Genomic DNA, 21,448 nt, shown 5'->3' with positions numbered 1-21,448 from the left:
TTTAAAGAAATGAAAAACCAAATCGACAAAAAAAGATTGGTCAATAGTAATAAAAACAGCGTGAAGCTAACTCGATTAGAGATTTGTTTCACGCTGTTATTTTGAAGTTTCCAATGATATATACCATTTTTAAAAAAAGAAAGATTGATTTATTAACAAGCTTTTATAGGTCATAATTCATACCATCTTATTTTTCAAATTGCATTTTCCTAATTGGCATCATCATAGGGATGACATAATCTCCTTTATAAAAAATTTTCTCAGACATAGCTTCTACGGGAAAATGAAGTTGATTTTTCAAATGATGAAAAAAATTAGGCTCAAGTAAAGAGATATACTTCTCAGGATTATTTTCTTGTGCATGCAAGAAAAATAACTCCAAAATTTTGGATAGGTTCTGAGTAGAACGATGTTCTTTTAATATCGAAACCTTGTCAACTTCAATCGTATCCTGTGGAAAAAGAAACGGAAAGTATCGCAAGATTTCTGATGTAACCGTTACTGTTTTAAATTCAATTGTTCCAATTGCAACTTCCTCATCATTATAGATAATATAGCAATCTGAGTCCAAAATAGCATGTTCTACGTCATAGCCTTTTTCTATCCAATTTTTTTCTACGATTTGATTAAACTCTTTTAGGGAATCTTCTGAAGTAACCTTTTTATACATAGTAAAACCTCCCTATATTTACGTTTAGTAGGTTAAGCAGTTTCTACTTGTGTTTGCTCTTCTTGATCTGGGGGAGAAATAGGCGCCCTTTCTTTACCTATAAACAATCCAAGTACTAAGACTACAAAGGCAATGACAACAGAAACATTGAAGATAATTACAATAGAATCGGAAAAAGCAAGAACTAGTTGAGAAACAATGTTCTCAGAGAATTGCTTCTGTAGCTCTGGTTGTAAAAGGACTTCTGGATCAATATGTTTTCCAGGTGCAATGATTTGAAGGGCATTTTGTAGATGGGAAAGCTGTATGAAGCCGAGAACTGTGACACCTAATGTAGAGCCAATAATTCTAAAGAAAGAGAGCAAAGAATTAATCGTTCCACGGTGAGAAGCATCAAGCGAGTGAGCGGATGATGTAAAAAGAATCGGGATAGCGATACCGAATCCACATCCTGATAAAGTCATGTAGAGAATGATAAGCCACTGGGAATCGCCCATTTGTAAAGTACTTAATAAAAACATGGCTAAAAGTACGATACCATTAGAGATGAGCAATGCACTACGATATGTAAGTACTTCTATCAATTTTCCGCCAATCACTGAACTGATGATCACGCCAAGCATCATCGGGGTTATGATATGACCAGCGCTGGTGGCGGACCCTCCCGATACTACTTGAATATAGAGCGGAATAAAAGAAATAGTAGAAATCATCAAAGCACCTTGTATAAAACCAATACCTTGGCTTATGGTAAAAAGTCGATCTTTAAAGAACGAGAGTGAAATGATAGGATCGATCGCTCTTTTTTCAACAATGATAAATAAGATAAGGAACAACATAAATCCAGCAATCATACCAAGAATGATAGGGGAACTCCACGCCACTTGCTTGCCACCTAATTCTAGAGCTAACATGATGCAGAGCATGGACAGGATAAGAAATAACATTCCCCACCAATCAATACGATGTTTTTTAGCATTGAATGTTTCAGCATAAAAATTGTATAGAAGGGCTACAGCAAATAGACCAATAGGAAGGTTAATAAAGAATATCCATCTCCAGTTAAGAAAATCGGTGAAATATCCGCCAATAACAGGACCTAGTATACTAGACAACGCATACACAGCTCCAAGCAATCCTTGCATTTTAGACCGCTTTTCTGGAGGAAATATCTCGAAGACAATAGTAAAAGCAATTGGCATTAAAGCCCCACCGCCAACTCCTTGAAGAGCCCTAGCTATGATTAGCTGCATCATATTGGTCGCGCAACCAGCTATAATAGAGGCTAAAATAAATACAGATAAACCTATCATGAACAATCTTTTTCTCCCAAACATATCGGACAATTTTCCGAAGATAGGCATAGTGACTATTTCTGCAATCATGTAAGCCGAAAATGCCCAAACATAACTGGTCAACCCACCGAGTTCTGCTACAACTGTTGGAATGGCTGTTGCAACAATTGTTTGATCCAATGACGTAATGAACATACCTAAAATCAATCCAAGCAAGACTAGATTGCTGTGATTTGAGGATTGAACCTCTTCGCTTTTCATAGTTTCCTCCTAATTTTTGAATGATTTCCAACACAAATAAAGCCAAAAATAAATAAAATGATGCTCAAATTTGGAGTATATTGCCAATGATGACAAAGTAAAATCTACTGAAACGGGTCTATCAGCAAAAAGATTGAATATTTGCATAAATAAAGCTTGTATGTATCAGATTTATAGGTGGAATTCTTGAAAAAATGCCCAAAATGATAGATAGAAAATGTAATATATATCATTCTTTATGGTAGAGAGGAACATATGAGGAACGATCAAAAAATTCATTGTCAGCATATTTTAGGCCAAGGCTTATTGCGGCAATTATCTGAATAGCGCTTTTTTTATTATACATCTGATTTTTATTTTTGCAAAAAAATGTTTTTATTCAAAGAAATTACATGCGAAATTAGTAACAATTATATTTTTTTGTTATTTTAAAAATTATCAATAACATTCATTAACTTTGATTAAATACTAAAAATACCCTTGATAATATTTGGATAATGGTATAAATTTCTATGTAATATCTTTCCAAAGTATATGTCTTTGTACTTTTAACACAAGTATAAACTACAAAATGTAAATAAATGTTAAATTGTTACTAGGAGGTCATATAGACATGAAATTGTTTTGCATCCCGTTCGCCGGGGGATCTGCTGTAATGTATGATCGATGGCAAAAGTTAATTCAGTGTGAAATTGGATTTGATCAAAATCAGCTAGAAATTGTTCCGCTCGAGTTACCAGGAAGAGGTAAAAAGATGCGAATTCCTCCCTTAGATGACCTAGACAGTTGTGTTGAGCATTTATACGAATCTATAAAGGGATATTTACAAGAGCCATATGCAATTTTTGGTCATAGTATGGGTAGCTTGTTGGCTTTTGAATTGTGTCGATATCTCAGAAAGATGGGAGACCAAAGTCCTGTACATGTTTTTTTCTCAGGACGTAAAGCACCTCAACATGCTAATCAGGACAAAATCTATCACGACCTACCAGAACAGGAATTTCTTCAGGAAGTATATAAGTACGGTGGAACGACTAAACAAGCTTTCGAAAATAAGGAGCTTTTACAATTGTTTTTGCCCATTCTGAGAGCTGATTTTAAAATGATTGAAACTTATGACTATTTGGATAAACGCGAAAAGCTAGATTGTGATATTTCCGTTTTATCAGGGGACTGTGACTACGGAACATCGATGGATAATCTTAAATCATGGCAGGAGATTACTAGAGGTACATGCAAGTTCCGTACGTTCTCAGGTAGTCATTTTTTCATAAATGAGGTGACGGAGGATGTGGTAGGGTATATCTATGCGTCACTTAAGGAGCCTTTAAAAATGTAGGTACCAGCATTTACTTTTATTACAGGAGGAGGAAGTCGAAAATGATGCCGAAAATAGCTGACTCATTGCTAGAAGTGCGAAAAGAGTGGCTTAATCATTTTCTTAAGGGCGTGGGTGCTCTCAATTTGGTGCCTGATTACCCAAGAACAGTAAGAAATCCCATGAAAAAAGAGAAGATTTTGTTTGAAATTGATAAACAAACGCTATCAATGATACGAATAGTGGCACGTGATAATGGGGTTACTCTACCCATATGTTTACTTGCGGTTTATAGTATTCTCCTACATAAATACACCAATCAAAACGAGCTTACAATTGGTTTGGAACTAACGAATAATGAAACAAATTCAGCTTTCGTACCGATGAGGTTTGATTTTACAAACTCTTATCATTTCATAGAATTATTAGCAAGTATTTATGAGGAAAGTAACTCTTACATGCGTGATTTAGATTATGCATCCAACCAACTCCCTTTAGATTTACAAAAGGTTCTAAAAGGTTCACAAGTTTTATATGAAGCGGCTATGTGCATGAATGAGTTTTTATCAGATACATTATGGAAAATTGGTTTAGAAATAAAGGATATTTCAGAAGAACGAGTGACAATGGCTTTTGTCTACAATCCTACGAGTTACAAGAGAGAAACCATTTCGCAAATGTCTCAACACTTTATTTCAATCATCAAAGAATGCATGGAACACCCAGAACAATATCTCTGTGAAATGAACATGGTAAGTGAACAAGAGAGACAAATGATAGAGGGTTTTCATCAAACAGAGACGCTATCTTCTTTACCAGAAACGTTTCATGCCGTGTTTGAAAAACAAGTGGAATTGACTCCTGAGCAACCAGCCCTTGTCTATGAAAGCAAAATTCTTACCTATCGGGAGTTAGATCAGAAGGCAAATCAATGGGCTCATTATCTGATAGAGAAACATGGTCTCTCAAAAGAAATGCCTGTGGGCGTTATGATGGAGAGTAGTATCGAATACATTATCGCGATTTTTGCCATTATGAAAGCTGGGGGAGCTTTTGTTCCTATCCATGCTTCTCTTCCAAGTGAACGTATGATGATGTTCATCCAAGATGCTTCGATTAAAACAGTGATGACAACAAGTAAATATCAAGAAAAGCTGTTGCAACTTCAATTGAATTGCCCCACTCTGACAACATATATAACGATAGATACTGAGGAATCTTATGAAAAAGTGAATTCAAATCATACGTACGAAAAAGTTATGATCGAATCATATTGTTCGAATCGGCTACATACCGACAGTAGAGGTCACGATCTTTCTTATATTATTTTTACATCTGGAACAACAGGAAAGCCGAAAGGAGTAATGATTGAGCACAAAGGAATTCCCAATATGGTACTATCATTCCAAAGTATGATAGGAGAAGTATCTAATAATCACAGGGTTACCCAATTTGCTAATATTTCTTTTGACGGAACCATCGCGGAAATTGCTTACTCCTTATTGGTCGGAGGAACTTTACATATTGTCCCGCCAGAGATTGTAATGAACTATCTCTTGTTCGAACAATTTCTTAATGATTGTGAGATAACAACAACCTTTCTTCCACCAGCTTATCTAGTCAATCTAAATCCGGAACGTATTAAAACTGTAAAAAACCTAATTGTTGCAGGGGCTACATCTAGTCTTGCTACTGTTGAAAAATGGAGACGAAATTTTGAATATATAAATGGGTATGGGCCAACAGAAGCAACATGTGCTACCACCCTATGGAAGTGTCCAGCAGAACAATCGCTTGAACAATATACTTCTGTTCCAATCGGTTATCCTCTCAAAAACTATGAGGTTGTCATCTTAAATCCTGATCATCAATTACAGCCTATTGGGGTGCCAGGGGAGCTTTGCATTGCGGGTATTGGACTGAGTAGAGGCTACCTACATATGCAAGACATGACAAATGAAAAGTTTATTCCTCATCCATATAAGCCAGACGTGACTATTTATAAAACAGGAGATTTGGCACGATGGTTACCAGATGGAAAAATTGAATGTCTCGGTCGAATGGATCATCAGGTTAAGATTAGAGGCTATCGCATAGAAATTGAAGAAATTCAGAACCAGATCATCAAATATCCAGCGATAATAGAAGCTGTAGTACTTGATAAAGTGGATGAGGATGGTGATAAAGTTTTAGTCGCCTATCTGGTAACAAGAAAGAACATCACCTTGTCAGAAATAAGACACATGCTATCAGAAAAGCTTCCAGATTTTATGATTCCTGATTACTTTGTTCAGGTTCAGTCAATTCCTTTGACTCCAAATGAAAAAGTAGATCGCAATGCTTTATTACAAATAAAGTCGAATGTTGAATCAGGAATGATGTATGAAGGACCTGCAAATGAAATAGAAGAACGGCTATCGCGTATGTGGAAACAAATTCTTCACCTTGACCAAATTAGTGTTCATGATGAGTTTTTTATGATGGGAGGTAATTCTCTAAAAGGAGCCTCTCTCTTGCAGCAAATCCATCTGAACTTCCATGTCAATGTACTTATCAGTAAATTGTTTGAATTCCAAACAATTAGAAAGTTATCTCATTACATTATGGAAACAGAGAAACAGGCTCATATCTATATGGAAAAAGTGCCAGAAGCTACTTATTACCTCACATCAGATGAACAAAAAAGGATGTATGCCCTTTCTGCCATTAACCCAGCAGCAACGCACTATAATATACCACATGCAGTTGAAATAGTAGGAGATTTGAATATCAGTACTCTTCAGTCAGCCTTTACAAGTATTGTACATAGGCACGATGTTTTCCGAACAACTTTTTGCCTGAAAAATGATGAGTTGGTTCAAATCGTAAAAGATGATGTTCCGTTTGAAATGGAGGTCATCCAAACTACAGAACCAAATGTACAGGAAATGATCTCTAGCTTTATCAGACCATTTGATTTGCATAAAGATGTCTTAATAAGAACTCTGCTGATTTGTTTACCTAATAAACGGCATGTACTTCTTATGGACATGCATCATATTATTTTTGATGGTTTATCTATGTCAGTACTGACGAAGGAGCTTGCAGCACTATACGACCGTCAAGAATTGCCTTCAACAAAATATCAGTATAAAGACTATGTTTACTTGAAAAATAAGGAATTTCAACTAGAAAAGATGGGAAAACAGGAAGCCTTCTGGTTAGAGAATTTTGCTCAGAACATCCCTGATTTACATCTTCCAATAGATTATTCTCGACCATCCACCCTAAGGTTTGAGGGAGATCGTTTCATACACACCTTGGATAAAGAACTGCTAGGGAAGCTTAATGTTATTGCAAAAGATACTGGTTCTACTCTTTTTATGGTATTACTTGGAGCATTTTATGTTCTTTTAACTAAATACTCGAATCAAGAAGATATCGTAATAGGGACCGTTTCGTCTGGTAGAACACATCCTGATACCCATGCTTTGATTGGTATGTTTGTAAATACATTACCATTACGCATGCTCCCTCAAAAAAGGAAAACAGTAAAAGAGTTTTTAGGGGAGATAAAGGAATATGTAGGGAAAGTCCTTGATCACCAAGAGTATCCTTTTGATCAGTTAGTTCAAAAATTACATCTACAACGAGATAATAGCAGAAACCCTTTGTTTGATGTTCTTTTTACAATCGAAAATGAAAAAGATACATTGCTCAACTTGAGTGGTGTAACTACCGTGCCTTATGAAATACCTACTCTTGTAGCTAAATTTGATCTGGCTCTACTAGCAGAACAGCGCGAGGAAGCATTCTTGTTAAAATGGGAATATCGTACCAACTTATTTTCCAGAGAAACGATTTTGCGCATGAGTAATCACTTTACACATGTGTTAGAACAACTGACTACCAATTTGGATATTCCTATTGGTTCAGTAGAGTTGATAACAAAAGAGGAAAAGGAGGAAATATTGACCGTTTTCAACGAGACGTACTATCCGATTCATGAAACTAATACCTTTAAAGAGAGATGGGAAGAGCAGGTACGATTAACTCCTAACCATACGGCTCTCGTTTTTGAGGGTAAGCAGCTTTCTTACTTGGAGGTAAATGCGCGTGCCAATCAGTTAGCGATATCTTTGAGGAAAAAGGGTGTTACACCTAATGCGATAGTTGCTATTATGGCTAAACCTTCTTTTGAAATGATTATTGGACTCATTGGTATTGTGAAAAGTGGGGCAGCATTTTTATCTATTGATTCAGAATATCCAAAAGATAGAATTCAATACATGCTAAAAGATAGCCGTGCCACTATCCTTCTTACTCAATCACTGTTACTGAAAGAAAGGAATTTCAGTGGTGAGATTATCTTATTAGATCAGCAAGAAGAGACTTCAGGAGAAGCAGGGTATCAAAACCTTGAATCGATTCATACTGAACATGATCTTGCATACGTCATTTACACATCTGGTTCCACTGGAAATCCCAAAGGAGTCATGATTGAACATAAATCACTGGTTAATCTGTGTGAATGGCATAATCATCATTATCACATAACAGCAAGAGATAGAACCACGAAGTATGCAGGCTTTGGTTTTGATGCAACTGTTTGGGAAATATTCCCTACTCTTATGAGCGGTGCCACCCTATACATCCTAGAGGAAGAGGCACGCAAAGATCTGCATCTCTTACATACCTACATGGAGGAAAATCAGATAACGGTTGCATTTCTGCCAACTCCAATATGTGAGCAGTTCATGTATGTAGATAATCACTCTCTTAGATTGGTAGTGACAGGTGGGGACAAGCTTAAATCCTATAAAAAGACAAATTATACGGTCGCAAACAACTACGGTCCTACAGAAAATACCGTTGTTACTACAAGTTGCTTTGTTCAGGAAGGGATAACAAACATCCCTATAGGAAAGCCCATTTATAATACGAGAGCTTATGTTTGTAATACAGAAAATCAGCTACAGCCTATCGGTGTTGAAGGAGAACTTTGCATCTCTGGTTCAGGACTCTCAAAGGGATATTTGTATAATGAAGCATTAACAAAAGAAAAATTTGTAGATAACCCCTTTCGATCAGGTGAAAAGATGTATCGTACAGGTGATATCGTCAAATGGCTGCCCGATGGTAATCTCCAATATATAGGACGGATTGATCGACAAGCTAAGATTAGAGGGTTCCGTATTGAATTGGGTGAGATTGAAAATAGGCTACTACAGCACCAAGCGGTATTTGAAACAGTTGTTGTGCTGAAAGACGATAAGAAAAACAATCCTTATTTATGTGCCTATATGGTTCTGGATGGAACAAGCTGTTCAATCGAGGACATTCGAGAATATTTACGTGAACATCTAGCTGAATACATGGTGCCTACCTATTTGATACCATTATCCAGCTTGCAGCTCACTCAAAATGGAAAAATTGATTTACAAGCTTTGCCCGATCCTAAAGTTTCTAGATCAAAGGAAGAATTCATAGAACTACCGAGGAATGAAGTAGAGAAAATTTTGACTGATGTTTGGAAAGACATCTTGGGAATTGATGAAGTAGGAGTTAATGACCACTTTTTTAGTATGGGTGGGGATTCCATTAAAGCGATCCAAATATCTTCACGAATGCACACATACGGTATGCAGGTCCTTGTTAAGGATATTTTAGAACAACACACTATTAGAAAATTGCAACTCTTCGTAAAGCAAAAAACAGTATTGGAAGATCAGGGAGAGATTACAGGTGAAACATCGCTTACTCCTATTCAAACGTGGTTGTTTGAGCAGCCTCTAGAGATTATTCAGCATTTCAATCAGTCTTACCTGTTTTATAGTTCAGATGGATTAGAAGCTGAGATCATCCGTAGTGTATTTGCACATATATGTAAGCATCATGATGGATTGCGCACAAGGTATCGTTTGGATGAAATAACCAAAAAAATGGTAGCTACAGTGTCCGATTCTGACAAAGACTCATTCGAATTCAACAGCTTTCCTATAAAAGAGATTGATGATTGGCAAAGCTACTATGTAAACCAAGCTGAAAAATTGCAAGCAAGCATGGATATTTCAAAAGGTCCATTAGTAAAGATAGCCCATTTTCAGACGATGTACGGGGATTATTTACTTATCGTTATTCATCATTTGATAGTGGATGCTGTTTCATGGAGAGTCTTACTTGATGATTTCATTCAAGGATATGAATGTCTTGTAAAGCAACAAAAATGGGATTTTCCTCAAAAAAGTACCTCTTTTAAGACATGGTCAACAAAAATTCTGGAGTATGCCAAGGGAGATGATCTCTTAAAGGAAGTAGAGTATTGGAAGAAACAATGGAGTGAAGCTACTCCGTTGCCACTTGATTACGAGTCGGAAGCCCATTTTGCCAAACATACCGGTTCAGTTTCGTGTCACTTGGATAAGGAGCAGACAGAGAGTTTACTCAAAAAAACAAACCATGCTTATAACACAGAAATTGGGGATATTTTGCTGACAGCTTTATCGTTATCCATGAAACAATGGACAGGAAATGATCAAACACTGGTTGCTATGGAGAGCCATGGCAGGGAGCAGATTGTCGATGCAGATGTAACTAGAACAATTGGGTGGTTTACTTCGGTATACCCTGTATTACTATCTGTAGATCCTTCTGGAGAAATTGGACGTTCTTTGAAAGAAATCAAGGAAATAATCCGGAAAATCCCAAATAAAGGAATTGGTTTTGGGTTACTAGCTTATCAATCACGTGAGGAAATTAAACAACAATTTGTTGGTTATAACAAACCAGATGTCTGCTTTAATTATCTGGGGCAATTTTCTCAAATGAACAACCAAAACTTTCAATTATCAACATTGTCACGTGGACAAGAGGTACATCCAGACTTTAATCTTGGTTACAATCTGATCCTGGAAGGAGTGATCGTAGAAGGAGAATTAGAGCTACATCTTTATTACAATAGGAAAGCGTTTGAAGAAAAGACAGTTCAAAATCTCATTTTACATTATCAGCAGAACTTACTTGATATTATCACGCATTGTATGAATAAGACCGAAACGGAAATAACACCAAGCGATTGTACTTCAGAAGATATTGATTATGAGACACTTGAGGCAGTGTTTGATCTTTTTGAAAAATAATAACTAAAGGTGGTTTCATGTATTCTAAGTCGGATATAAAAGATATCTATTTTTTAAGTCCTATGCAAGAAAGCATGCTTTTCCATTACTTAATGGGAGAGCAGACGACGACATACTTTGAACAATTTCATTTTCAGCTTTCGGGAGCGATTGATAACATTGTTTTTGACAAAACAGTCCAAACACTGGTTGCACGGTATGACATTCTAAGAACTATTTTTATTCATCAAAATGTAAAAAAACCAGTGCAGGCTGTAGTTAAACGCAGACATCAGCAAATTGACTTTATGGACATTAGTCATTTGACAGAAGCGGATCAGCGCAGTTTTATTGAACAATATAAAAAGGATGATCGAAGCCAAGGCTTTGACCTTACGAAAGATGTTCCCTTGCGAATCAGTGTCATTTGTTTAGGAGTAGAATGTTATGAAATTTTGTGGAGTTTTCATCATATTTTATTGGATGGATGGAGTGTAGGCCTACTTCTGGGAGACTTTAAAAAAGTGTACAGAAGACTAGCCTATAAAGACAATCGTCGTGAAAAAGTGATTGAACCTTTTGGCAAATATGTGAAATGGCTAGGTAAGCTGGATAAAGAAGATACGATCAAATATTGGTCTCACTATTTAGCAGATTGTGAGAAAAAATCAGGGTTGCCTACTTTACGAGATACAGATACATCCTTATTTAAGCTTGAAACAAAACGTTTTACGCTGAATAAGGAGATTACAGAGCGATTAAGACAGGTGTCCAAAAATTATAACGTTTCACTCAATATCGTGTTTAATGCGATTTGGGGAATCATTTTGCAAAAATATAAAGATACAAACGATGTTGTATTTGGGTCAGTAGTATCGGGTAGACCTCCTTCTTTGGAGAGAATGGAAGAAATAGTTGGGATGTTTATTAATACCATTCCCATCCGAGTAAAAAGAGAAGCTTCCACTACGTTTAGTCAATTGCTAGAACAATTAAGAGATAATGCTACTCAGTCTATTGGGAAAGACTATGTTCCGTTAGCAGAGCTACAATCTCACACATCACTAAAAAAGGCATTAATTGATCATGTGGTCGTCTTTGAAAATTACCCAATCGATAACTTGTTACATCGTAGGGATCCAGTTACGAGACTTAGCTTGACGAATATTCTAGTTTACGAAGAAACAAATTATCATCTCAATGTTGTCGTTGTACCGAATGAAGAGATGGAGATTCGCTTAGGTTATAACACCTATGTATACGATACACCGTATATAGAAGCAGTAGCCCAGCAATTAGAACGGCTTGCTGAAAGGCTTTCTCATGAACCTGAATTGCTAATAAGCGAACTTGGCGTAATGACTGTGGAAGAAATGGAAGAGTATGATGCGATTTATAATCAGACGCAGATGGAAAAAGCTCCATACAGGTCTATATCCCAATGGTTTGAGGCACAGGTTAAACAACATGCTCAAAAGACTGCACTCGTTTCACGTGGGGAGAAAGTCTCCTACGACGAGTTGAACAAAAAAGCCAATCAACTAGCGCGTAGGTTAATTAGCAGTGGTGCTGGTTCAGGAAAGCTCGTAGCTATCATAGTGGAGCATATTCCAGAAATGATCATAAGTATGTTGGCGGTCGCTAAGTCTGGAGCAGCTTATGTACCAATTGATCCTGAATATGGTGAGGCGAGAATTGCTAACATTTTAGAGGAGAGCCGTGCATCTGTTGTTTTGACTCAGGAAAAATTTATGGACGGTAATACCTCTAATAGAGAAATTCTATATGTCGATCATGCTTCTCTATATACGGGTAATGATGAGAATCTTATCCCTATGCATCACGAAAGAGACAATCTATATGTAATCTACACGTCGGGAACTACTGGTAAGTCAAAAGGAGTCCAAGTATCTCACGCCAATGTAATGAATTATCTGAGTTGGTTTCATGAGACCACAGGTGTATCAACGCAGGATCGCGTAGCTCTTTGTTCCTCTTATGCTTTTGATCTGGGATATACAGCTCTGTTTTCAGCTATTACAGCTGGGGCTGAACTTCATCTTGTTGAGAAGGATACGTATACGTTACCAGCGAGATTTTTAGAATATATACATGAACATAGGCTTACCTATCTGAAGATGACACCTACACTTTACTCAACACTAGTCAATCATCCTTACTTTACAGGCCAACAATTTGAGCATTTGCAATTTGTAGTATTGGGTGGAGAACCTATCAATAGTAAAGATGTGGAAAAAACTTATCAAAAAACAGCAGTCCGAATCATGAATCACTATGGTCCAACAGAAACCACAATCGGCTGCATTGCCCAATGGGTGGATAGGGATGATTTTGAGATGTTTCGGGATAGACCAACGATCGGAAAGCCTATTGGTAATACTCGAATCTATATTTTAGATAAAGATGGAAACCAACTTCCTCCAGGAGTATTTGGCGAAATAAGTGTTGCTGGAGACGGTGTGTCTAATGGCTATATAGCTCAGATGGAGAGTAATCAAGAAAAATTTGTCATACAATCTATAGGTAGTCGATTAGAAAGATTATATCGAACCGGTGATGTTGGAAGATGGCTTGCGAGTGGTTGTATAGAATATCAGGGTCGAATCGACAATCAAGTGAAAATAAGAGGTTATCGAGTTGAACTTGGAGAGATTGAAAATGCACTACTTACACATGAAGCGATAACAGATGCTGTTGTAACGGCTACAAGTGATGAGCAGGGGATAACCTATCTCAATGGATATGTGGTATCCACATTGCCGTTAAAGAAGGATACTCTTCGATCTTATCTCATGCAACAGCTACCAGATTATATGGTGCCCACTTCTTTTATACAACTAGAGAAAATACCTGTGAATGAAAATGGAAAGGTTGATCGTCTAGCTTTACCAAAACCAGTGTTTGGTTCACATGGCTATCAGTCATATGTAGCACCCCGAACAAAGCTAGAAGAGAAGATGGTGCAAATCTGGCAGGAAGTTTTAGGCATTAAAGTAGTTGGCATCTACGATGACTTTTTCCAACTAGGGGGTCACTCTCTTAAAGCGATTACCTTAGTATCTAGAATTTTGATGGAATTCAAAACAGAGATAACGCTAAGACAATTATTCGCATCACCTACCGTATCAGGTCTAGCACTTCTGATAGAAGGTAGCAATAAGAAAGAAATGTTTTACCTACAACCTACAACTCACAAGGAGTATTATGTAGCCTCTTCTGCTCAGAAGAGAATCTATGCTCTTGCAGAGCTTGATCTAGAAACAACGATCTATAATATGCCAAGCATTCTAGATGTAGAGGGTAAGTTAGATAGGGGAAAACTGGAACGTGCTTTTCAGCAACTTATAGAAAGACATGAAGCTTTGCGTACTTCATTCGATGTAATCGAAGGCAAACTTGTACAGCGTATAGCTAATTGTGTAGCGTTCAACCTAATAGAACGTACCATGGAAGAGGGCTCCACCATACAAGATGTCATCAATTGTTTCATTCAACCATTTGATCTGAGAACAGCACCATTAATACGAGCTCAACTGATTCATGTAGGAAATAAAACGCTACTAATGTTTGACCTGCACCATATTATTTCAGATGGGGTTTCATCTGGGATTATAGTGAATGATTTAATTCATCTCTATGAAAATCAAACACTGTCCCCTATAGAATTCCAATACAAGGATTTTTCGGAGTGGCAACAGAGTCTTCTTCAATCAGACGAGATGATGAAGCAAGAGGAGTATTGGCTGAAACAATTTGAAGGAGAAATTCCTGTCCTCAACTTGTTGACTGATTTTATGAGACCTGCTGTTCAAAGTTTTAACGGACACAGCGTAGATTTTGAGATACATGCAGAACTTGTTGAAAAGCTTCGCGAGCTTTCACGTGAGACGGGTACTACTATGTATATGGTATTATTATCTGCTTATCTCATGCTTCTTTCCAAATATACCTCTCAAGAGGATATTGTAGTCGGTACTGTATATGCTGGAAGGTCACACATAGAATTTGCGAATACTCTTGGGATGTTTGTTCAAACGTTACCGATACGTCAATACCCGACAGGATTGAAAACGATCAAACAATTCTTGTTAGAGGTAAAAGAAACGTTCCTAGATTCTCTAGAAAATCAGGAGTACCCGTTGGAAAATATGCTTGAGCGCTTGCATATAACAAGGGATGCTAGTAGAAATCCGCTTTTTGACACTGTTTTTGTGATGGAAAATATGGACATCCCTACCTTTACTTTGTCGGGTGCAAAGCTGTCACCACAAGTTTTTGATTACAAGGTTGCCAAATTTGATATGACTCTTCTTGCTGAAGAAAATGGTGAGAAAATTCGCTTTAAATGGGAGTATTGCACAGATCTGTATCTACGCGATTCTATCAAGAGAATGATTATTCATTATCAGCAAATTTTGCAGCAGATGGTAGCTGAGCGTAATCAATTGATTGAAACGGTGACATTAATTACGCAAGAAGAACAAAATGTAATACTGAACAACTTCAATCAGCCATCTACTTGGTATCCTAAACAGAAAACACTATCGCAGTTATTTGAAGAGCAGGTAGAGAAAACACCGGATAAGATAGCCCTCATACATGGAGAGGAACGAGTCACATATCGAGAGTTAAATGAACGGGCCAACCAATTTGCACATGGTTTACAAGAGAAGGGAGTTTCACCTGGAACGGTAGTTGGCCTATTAACAACGCCTTCAACGAAAATCATTGTTGCAATTCTGGCTATTTTGAAAGCAGGTGGCACCTATCTACCTATGGACTCTTCTTATTCTTGGGAACGAATTCAAATGATCATGGATGATTCGGGAGCTACGATATTGCTGGTTCTAGATAAAGTTGACTGGCAGGGAGACGAGTATCTCCATGATTTGGTACAAGAGGTTCTTGTTTTGGACGAACTGTCTAGTAGTGTATGCGAGTTAAACCATAGCAATGTAGCGACACAGATAGATAGTAGCTCTATTGCTTATATCATGTATACGTCTGGTTCCACTGGAAAATCAAAAGGGAACATGACATCTCATTATAGTATTACCCGCGTTGTCAAAAATACGAATTATATCGAAATTAAAGAAACGGATGTACTTTTAAATCTTTCTAATTTTGCATTTGACGGATCAACTTTTGACATGTATGGAGCATTGCTGAATGGTGCAAGCCTCGTATTGATTGACAAAGAAACGATGACAGATGTGCAGCTACTTGGAGAGACGATCGCTAAAGAAAATGTTACTTTGTTTTTTTTGACGACAGCTTTATTTAATACGATTGTGGAAATTGATGTTAAATGTCTATCGAACGTGCGTCATATCTTGTTTGGTGGTGAGCGAGCTTCTGTGAGACATATCAGAAAAGCGATAGATGTGCTCAAAGATAGTCAGCTTATCCATGTGTATGGTCCTACGGAAAGCACAGTGTTTGCTACCTATCATTATCTGAATGAACTATTGAATAACGTTGTACCAATAGGAAAGCCAATTTCTAATACACAGATTTTTATCATGGATCCCTATTTGAAGCTTCAGCCTGTAGGCGCTATTGGAGAGATATGTATTGCTGGTGATGGACTGGCTAGAGGATATCTCAATCGACCGGAGATGACGTCTGAAAAATTCGTCGATCACCCGTTTGAAACAGGTCAAAAATTGTATAAAACAGGTGATTTGGGGCGTTGGCTTACAGATGGTAGTATTGAATTTTTAGGAAGAATAGACAATCAAGTAAAAATAAGAGGATTCCGAGTAGAGTTAGGAGAGGTAGAGGCTCATTTACTTGCTTTGAATGGAATCAAGGAAGTAACAGTCATCACTCGTGAGGATGAAATAGGAACTACATTTTTATGTGCCTATTTTGTATCTGAATTTGATCTACAGCCAGAAGAAATAAAAGAGCAATTAGCCAAGACACTGCCATATTATATGATTCCTACTTTCTTTATTCAGATGGATAGTCTTCCACTTAATGCTAATGGAAAAGTGAATCAAGCAATTCTTCCTTATCCAGACTGGGGAAAATTACATGTAGAAATGTATGTAAAGCCAAAAAATGAAATTGAAAAAGAAGTGGCAGAGATATGGCAAGATACGTTGGGGGTGCAAGATATTGGTGTGCGAGATAACTTCTTTGCACTGGGTGGACAGTCTCTGAAAGCTATTGTGATGCTAGCCAAAATTAAAGAAAAATTCGGTGTTAGAATCTCATTAAAACAGTTGTTTGCAAATCCAACGATTGAGAATGTAGCCATTGAGATTCAGGAGGTTTCGCCAACTGAGCAGAAATCTATCCCACGTGTAACAGAACAGGCACATTACCCTACTTCATCTGCCCAAAAAAGGATGTATTATGCAGCTCAATTTGGAGAAGAGAGCACTTATTATAACATCCCGTATGCTTTTAACATTACTGGTGTATTATCCCTTGAAAAATGGAGTTCGGCTTACTCTCAACTTGTCGCTAGACATGAAGCATTACGAACAACCTTTACATTATTAGATGGAGAAGTAATTCAATTTATTCATTCAGACATGGTCCCTAGCTATGATTTCCAAATAATAGAGAAGAGTAAACTAGATCAAGAAATACAAGATTTTGTAAAGTCTTTTGATCTAGAAGCAGGGCCATTATTCCGAATGAAACTAATCAGGCTTGCAGATGAAGAATATGTAGTGCTTATGGATATTCATCATATTGTGGCGGATGGGATTTCTCTAAACATTCTGCATAAAGAACTGATGGAATTGTACAATGGCAAGGTTCTTGAGCTCCCGAAACTTCAGTACAAAGATTTTGCAGTATGGGAACAATCAGCGGAAGCAATCCATGAGAGAGAAAAAATGGAAGCGTATTGGATTAAACAATTTGAAAGTCCTACCACGTCTCTAAAACTTCCAATGGATTACACCAGACCTGCTATCCAAAGGTTTGAAGGAGATTATCTTCCTGGTATGATAGATCGCTTACTTACGGATCAACTAAAATCACTTGCTCAGGAAGCAGAAGTTACACTTTACAGCTTATTACTTAGCGCTTTTTCGATTGTATTAGGAAAATACGCGGGCCAAGAAGATGTTACGGTTGGCACAGTGACGGCTGGAAGACAACACCCTGATCTTGAACCCACAGTAGGAATGTTCGTAAACACGTTAGCTTTACGTAATTATCCTGAGTACAAAAAGACGTGCAGAGAATATGTCAAAGAAGTAGGGTCACGAGCACTTGAGGCTTTTGACAACCAGCAGTATCCGTTGGAGAATCTGGTGAGTGCCTTACGTTTGGAACGTGATTCATCTAGGAATACGCTGTTTGATGTTATGTTTGTTTTGGAGAATATGGAGCTAGCTGAATTAACATTACCTAATCTTACATGTACACCTATTGAAATTTACAGCAAAACCACCAAAACAGATATTTCTTTGGTTGCACAGGAATCGGAAGAAGGCATTTGGGTGAAGTGGGAGTATTCGACTCATCTATTTAAGGAAAAGACGATTGAACGTATGCATTCTCACTTTGTTCATATTATTTCTCAGCTGGTCACCGATTTTGATCAGTCAATAGGAGAACTTGAAATCGTAACAGACGTAGAAAAAGACCAATTGCTTTTTGAATGTAATCAAACGCGAGTTCTTTATCCTACCGAGATGACTCTACTTCATCTATTTGAAAAACAGGTGGAACAAACACCTCATGAGGTTGCTTTGGTGCTTTGCAATGAACAGCTAACTTATAAAGAGCTTCTCGATCAAACAAGCTGCTTGGCAAAGGTATTACTGAACAGAGGGATTCAATCAGAAGATGTAGTGGGCATTAAGATGTCTCGATCGTTTGAGATGATTATTAGTATTCTGGCCGTTTGGAAAGTAGGGGCAACGTACGTTCCTATCGATCCTGATTATCCTATGGATCGCGTTTTGTATATGCTTGATGACAGTAAAGCGAAGTGGCTTATGATTCAATCAGAATCACAACATGTCGGAACGTGGGATCAAAAGAACATTATCGAGGTTGATCGTACCAAACTATGTATAGATGATAAAATATCTAATTTTGATAATTCAGTTCCTCATCATCTTGCATATGTGATCTATACTTCAGGCACAACGGGGAAACCAAAAGGTGTAGCAGTTGAACATGCCAGCATCGCCAATACGATTCAGTGGCGAAGAGACGAATATAGATTAATGAGGGAAGACGTAGTACTTCAGCTATTTTCGTACTCATTCGATGGTTTTTTAACTAGCTTGTTCACTCCTCTTGTATCTGGCAGTAAGGTCATCTTAGTGACTGATGAACATGCAAAAGATTCTTTTGCAATAGCTAACTCTATTTTTGTAAATAAAGTTACACACTTTGTCAGCGTTCCTAGTCTATTTGATGCCATATTGAATTCTTCGGATTATACAACCTTATCTTCTTTACAGAAAGTTACATTAGCAGGTGAAGCAATTACGCAACAATTGGTTAGGAAAAGCAAGGACTTGTTGCCAGAATTAGAGCTTGTTAACGAGTATGGACCTACGGAAAATAGCGTCGCATCCACAGTTCTTAGAAATGTGGATGTAGAATCCAGTGATTCCATAGGAAAACCTATTTCTAATACTGTGGTAACCATTCTGGGAAAAGACAATAAACTTGTTCCGATAGGCGTAGAAGGCGAATTATGCTTATCAGGAGTTGGTTTAGCGAGAGGATACTTACATCGTCCTGGCCTTACACAACAAAAATTTATTGAACATCCCTATCACCGAGAGACTCGGTTATATAAGACAGGAGATGCCGCACGTTGGTTACCAAATGGAACGATTCAGTTCTTAGGAAGAATAGATCATCAAGTAAAAGTCAGAGGCCATCGAATTGAGCTAGGCGAGATTGAACACGCATTACATAATATTAATTATGTAAACCAAGCGGTAGTCATAGGAATACCAAATGCGAGAAATCAAACCCAGCTATGTGCCTACATCGTAGCTTCTAAAGAATTACATGCTAGGGAAATCAGACAACAGCTGTCCTCTACGCTTCCAAATTACATGATTCCGGCTTATGTGATTCAAATCGAAGAAATACCACTTACACCTAATGGGAAGGTTGATAGTAAACAATTGTCCGAGGAGAATGTGTTTTCGTTGGAAAAAGAAACACAAATTCCTGCGTCTACCGTAACAGAGGCCAAGCTTGTAGATATTTGGTGTAAAGTACTAGAGGCTCCTTCTTTTGGAATTGATGATTCATTTTTTGAACATGGAGGAGACTCACTCAAGGCTATGGAACTCGTGGTAGAGATCAAGCAACAATGCAACGTTAAAATTGCTTTGGCTGAAATCTTTAACTTTCCATCCATTCGTCAGCTTTCTCAATTCATTGATCAAGGGAACCAAGTTCAAATTTCTCACAAGATCAAGCCTGTTCCTCCGAATGTGTATTATCCTGCATCATCAGCGCAAAAGCGCATTTATCTCTTGCAACAAATGAAAAAGGGAACGGTATACAATGTGCCGACAGCTTTGAGAATTACAGGCCTTTTTGATTATGAAAAAGCCAATAATGCCTTTGTGCAGCTCATTGCGCGGCATGAAGCATTACGAACGACTTTTTCTCTTATGGAAGGGAAGCTCGTACAGATTATTCATAAAGAAGTACCATTTGATCTGCATCTGGTCAACGATGCTAAAGAGGATATTGAACAGCTAATCCACACTTATATTAAGCCATTTGATCTGAGCCAAGGACCTCTTTTACATGTAACCTTATGTACCTTAGGAACAGCAGAACATCTACTGTTAGTGGACTTACACCATGTCATTGTAGACGGCATCTCCGCCAAGCTGTTAATCCAGGAATGGTTGGATATTTATAACGGAAATATTTTGCCTGATATCCACTTACAGTATAAAGATTTTGCTGTATGGCAAGAGGAAATCATTCGTACGGGTTCACTTGCACAGCAAGAGCAATACTGGTTGAACATTTTTGAAAAAGATCGGCCTGTTATGAGGTTACCTTTGGATTATCAACGAACCGCTCAAACGAGTACTCAAGGCGATTTCTACAGATTTAATCTAGATGAAGAACAGACTGAGATATTGAAAGAGATTGCTAAACAGACGGGAACAACGCCATTTATGTTGTTGCTTGCTTGTTATAATGTTTTGCTTCATAAGCTAACAGGACAAGAGGATATCATTGTTGGTTGTGCTGTTTCTGGACGTAATTACTCAGAATTACGGGATATGATTGGAATGCTTGTGAATACCTTGGCATTGCGTAATTATCCTAGACGACGTGATACTTTTCAGAGTTTCTTACAGCAGGTAAGACAGCATACCTTAGAAGCTTTTGAACATCAAGATTATCCCTTTGAAAATATAATTGATCACTTGAAAATTCCTAGAGCATTCGGACGAAATCCTTTGTTTGATACCTTGTTCGAATGGCAAACGGGAATTAATGATGATCAAAAAGTATGGACTCAAGCTAGCAATCTGGTAGTAACGCAACTGGAACTAGACCTAAAACAAGCAAAGTTTGAATTATCCATGGTCGCTACTGAAGTACAAAAGCAAGTTCATTTCAGTTTAAATTATCAGGTTGATTTATTCAAAGCTACAACCATTCAAATGATAGCAGAAGATTACCTGTCAATCGTAAAGGCCATTATGGAAAACCCTACTTATGTAATTGAATCCATCCAGTTACAGAGTGAGAAGCAAAATTCCGTGAAACGAAATAAGGTAGACAATCAGTTCATTTTTGAGTGGTAACTATA

General features: G+C 37.5%; 5 protein-coding genes. 3 read left to right on the top strand and 2 right to left on the bottom strand.

Annotated features, from left to right (window positions below):
* Positions 1-187 precede the first annotated feature (187 nt).
* Together EEL30_18785 and EEL30_18780 are read right to left on the bottom strand one after the other, a co-directional pair.
* Positions 188-670 carry a hypothetical protein gene (locus EEL30_18785; protein QDX94150.1) on the bottom strand — a complete coding sequence of 161 codons (483 nt, stop codon included), beginning with the start codon at positions 668-670 and terminating at the stop codon, positions 188-190.
* A gap of 32 nt (positions 671-702) precedes the next feature.
* The gene (locus EEL30_18780) at positions 703-2,226 is read right to left on the bottom strand and encodes a DHA2 family efflux MFS transporter permease subunit (protein ID QDX94149.1); all 1,524 of its coding nucleotides are present in this window, start codon (positions 2,224-2,226) and stop codon (positions 703-705) included.
* Positions 2,227-2,839: 613 nt separating this feature from the next.
* Here EEL30_18780 and EEL30_18775 point away from each other — a divergent pair.
* The 3 genes from EEL30_18775 to EEL30_18765 are packed head-to-tail and all read left to right on the top strand — an operon-like array spanning position 2,840 to position 21,443.
* Positions 2,840-3,565 (top strand): thioesterase, encoded by a 726-nt coding sequence (locus EEL30_18775; protein QDX94148.1) that lies wholly within the window; start codon positions 2,840-2,842, stop codon positions 3,563-3,565.
* 41 nt (positions 3,566-3,606) lie between these two features.
* On the top strand, positions 3,607-10,662 hold the full coding sequence (locus EEL30_18770; protein ID QDX94147.1) for an amino acid adenylation domain-containing protein: 7,056 nt from the start codon (positions 3,607-3,609) through the stop codon (positions 10,660-10,662).
* Positions 10,663-10,679: 17 nt separating this feature from the next.
* Positions 10,680-21,443, top strand: coding sequence for an amino acid adenylation domain-containing protein (locus EEL30_18765; protein ID QDX94146.1), 10,764 nt, complete (start codon positions 10,680-10,682; stop codon positions 21,441-21,443).
* Positions 21,444-21,448: the final 5 nt, after the last annotated feature.

Origin of the sequence: Brevibacillus laterosporus (assembly GCA_007833815.1) — a bacterium.
Lineage (GTDB): Bacteria > Bacillota > Bacilli > Brevibacillales > Brevibacillaceae > Brevibacillus_B > Brevibacillus_B laterosporus_D.
This window is presented reverse-complemented; position numbering and strand designations above follow the sequence as displayed.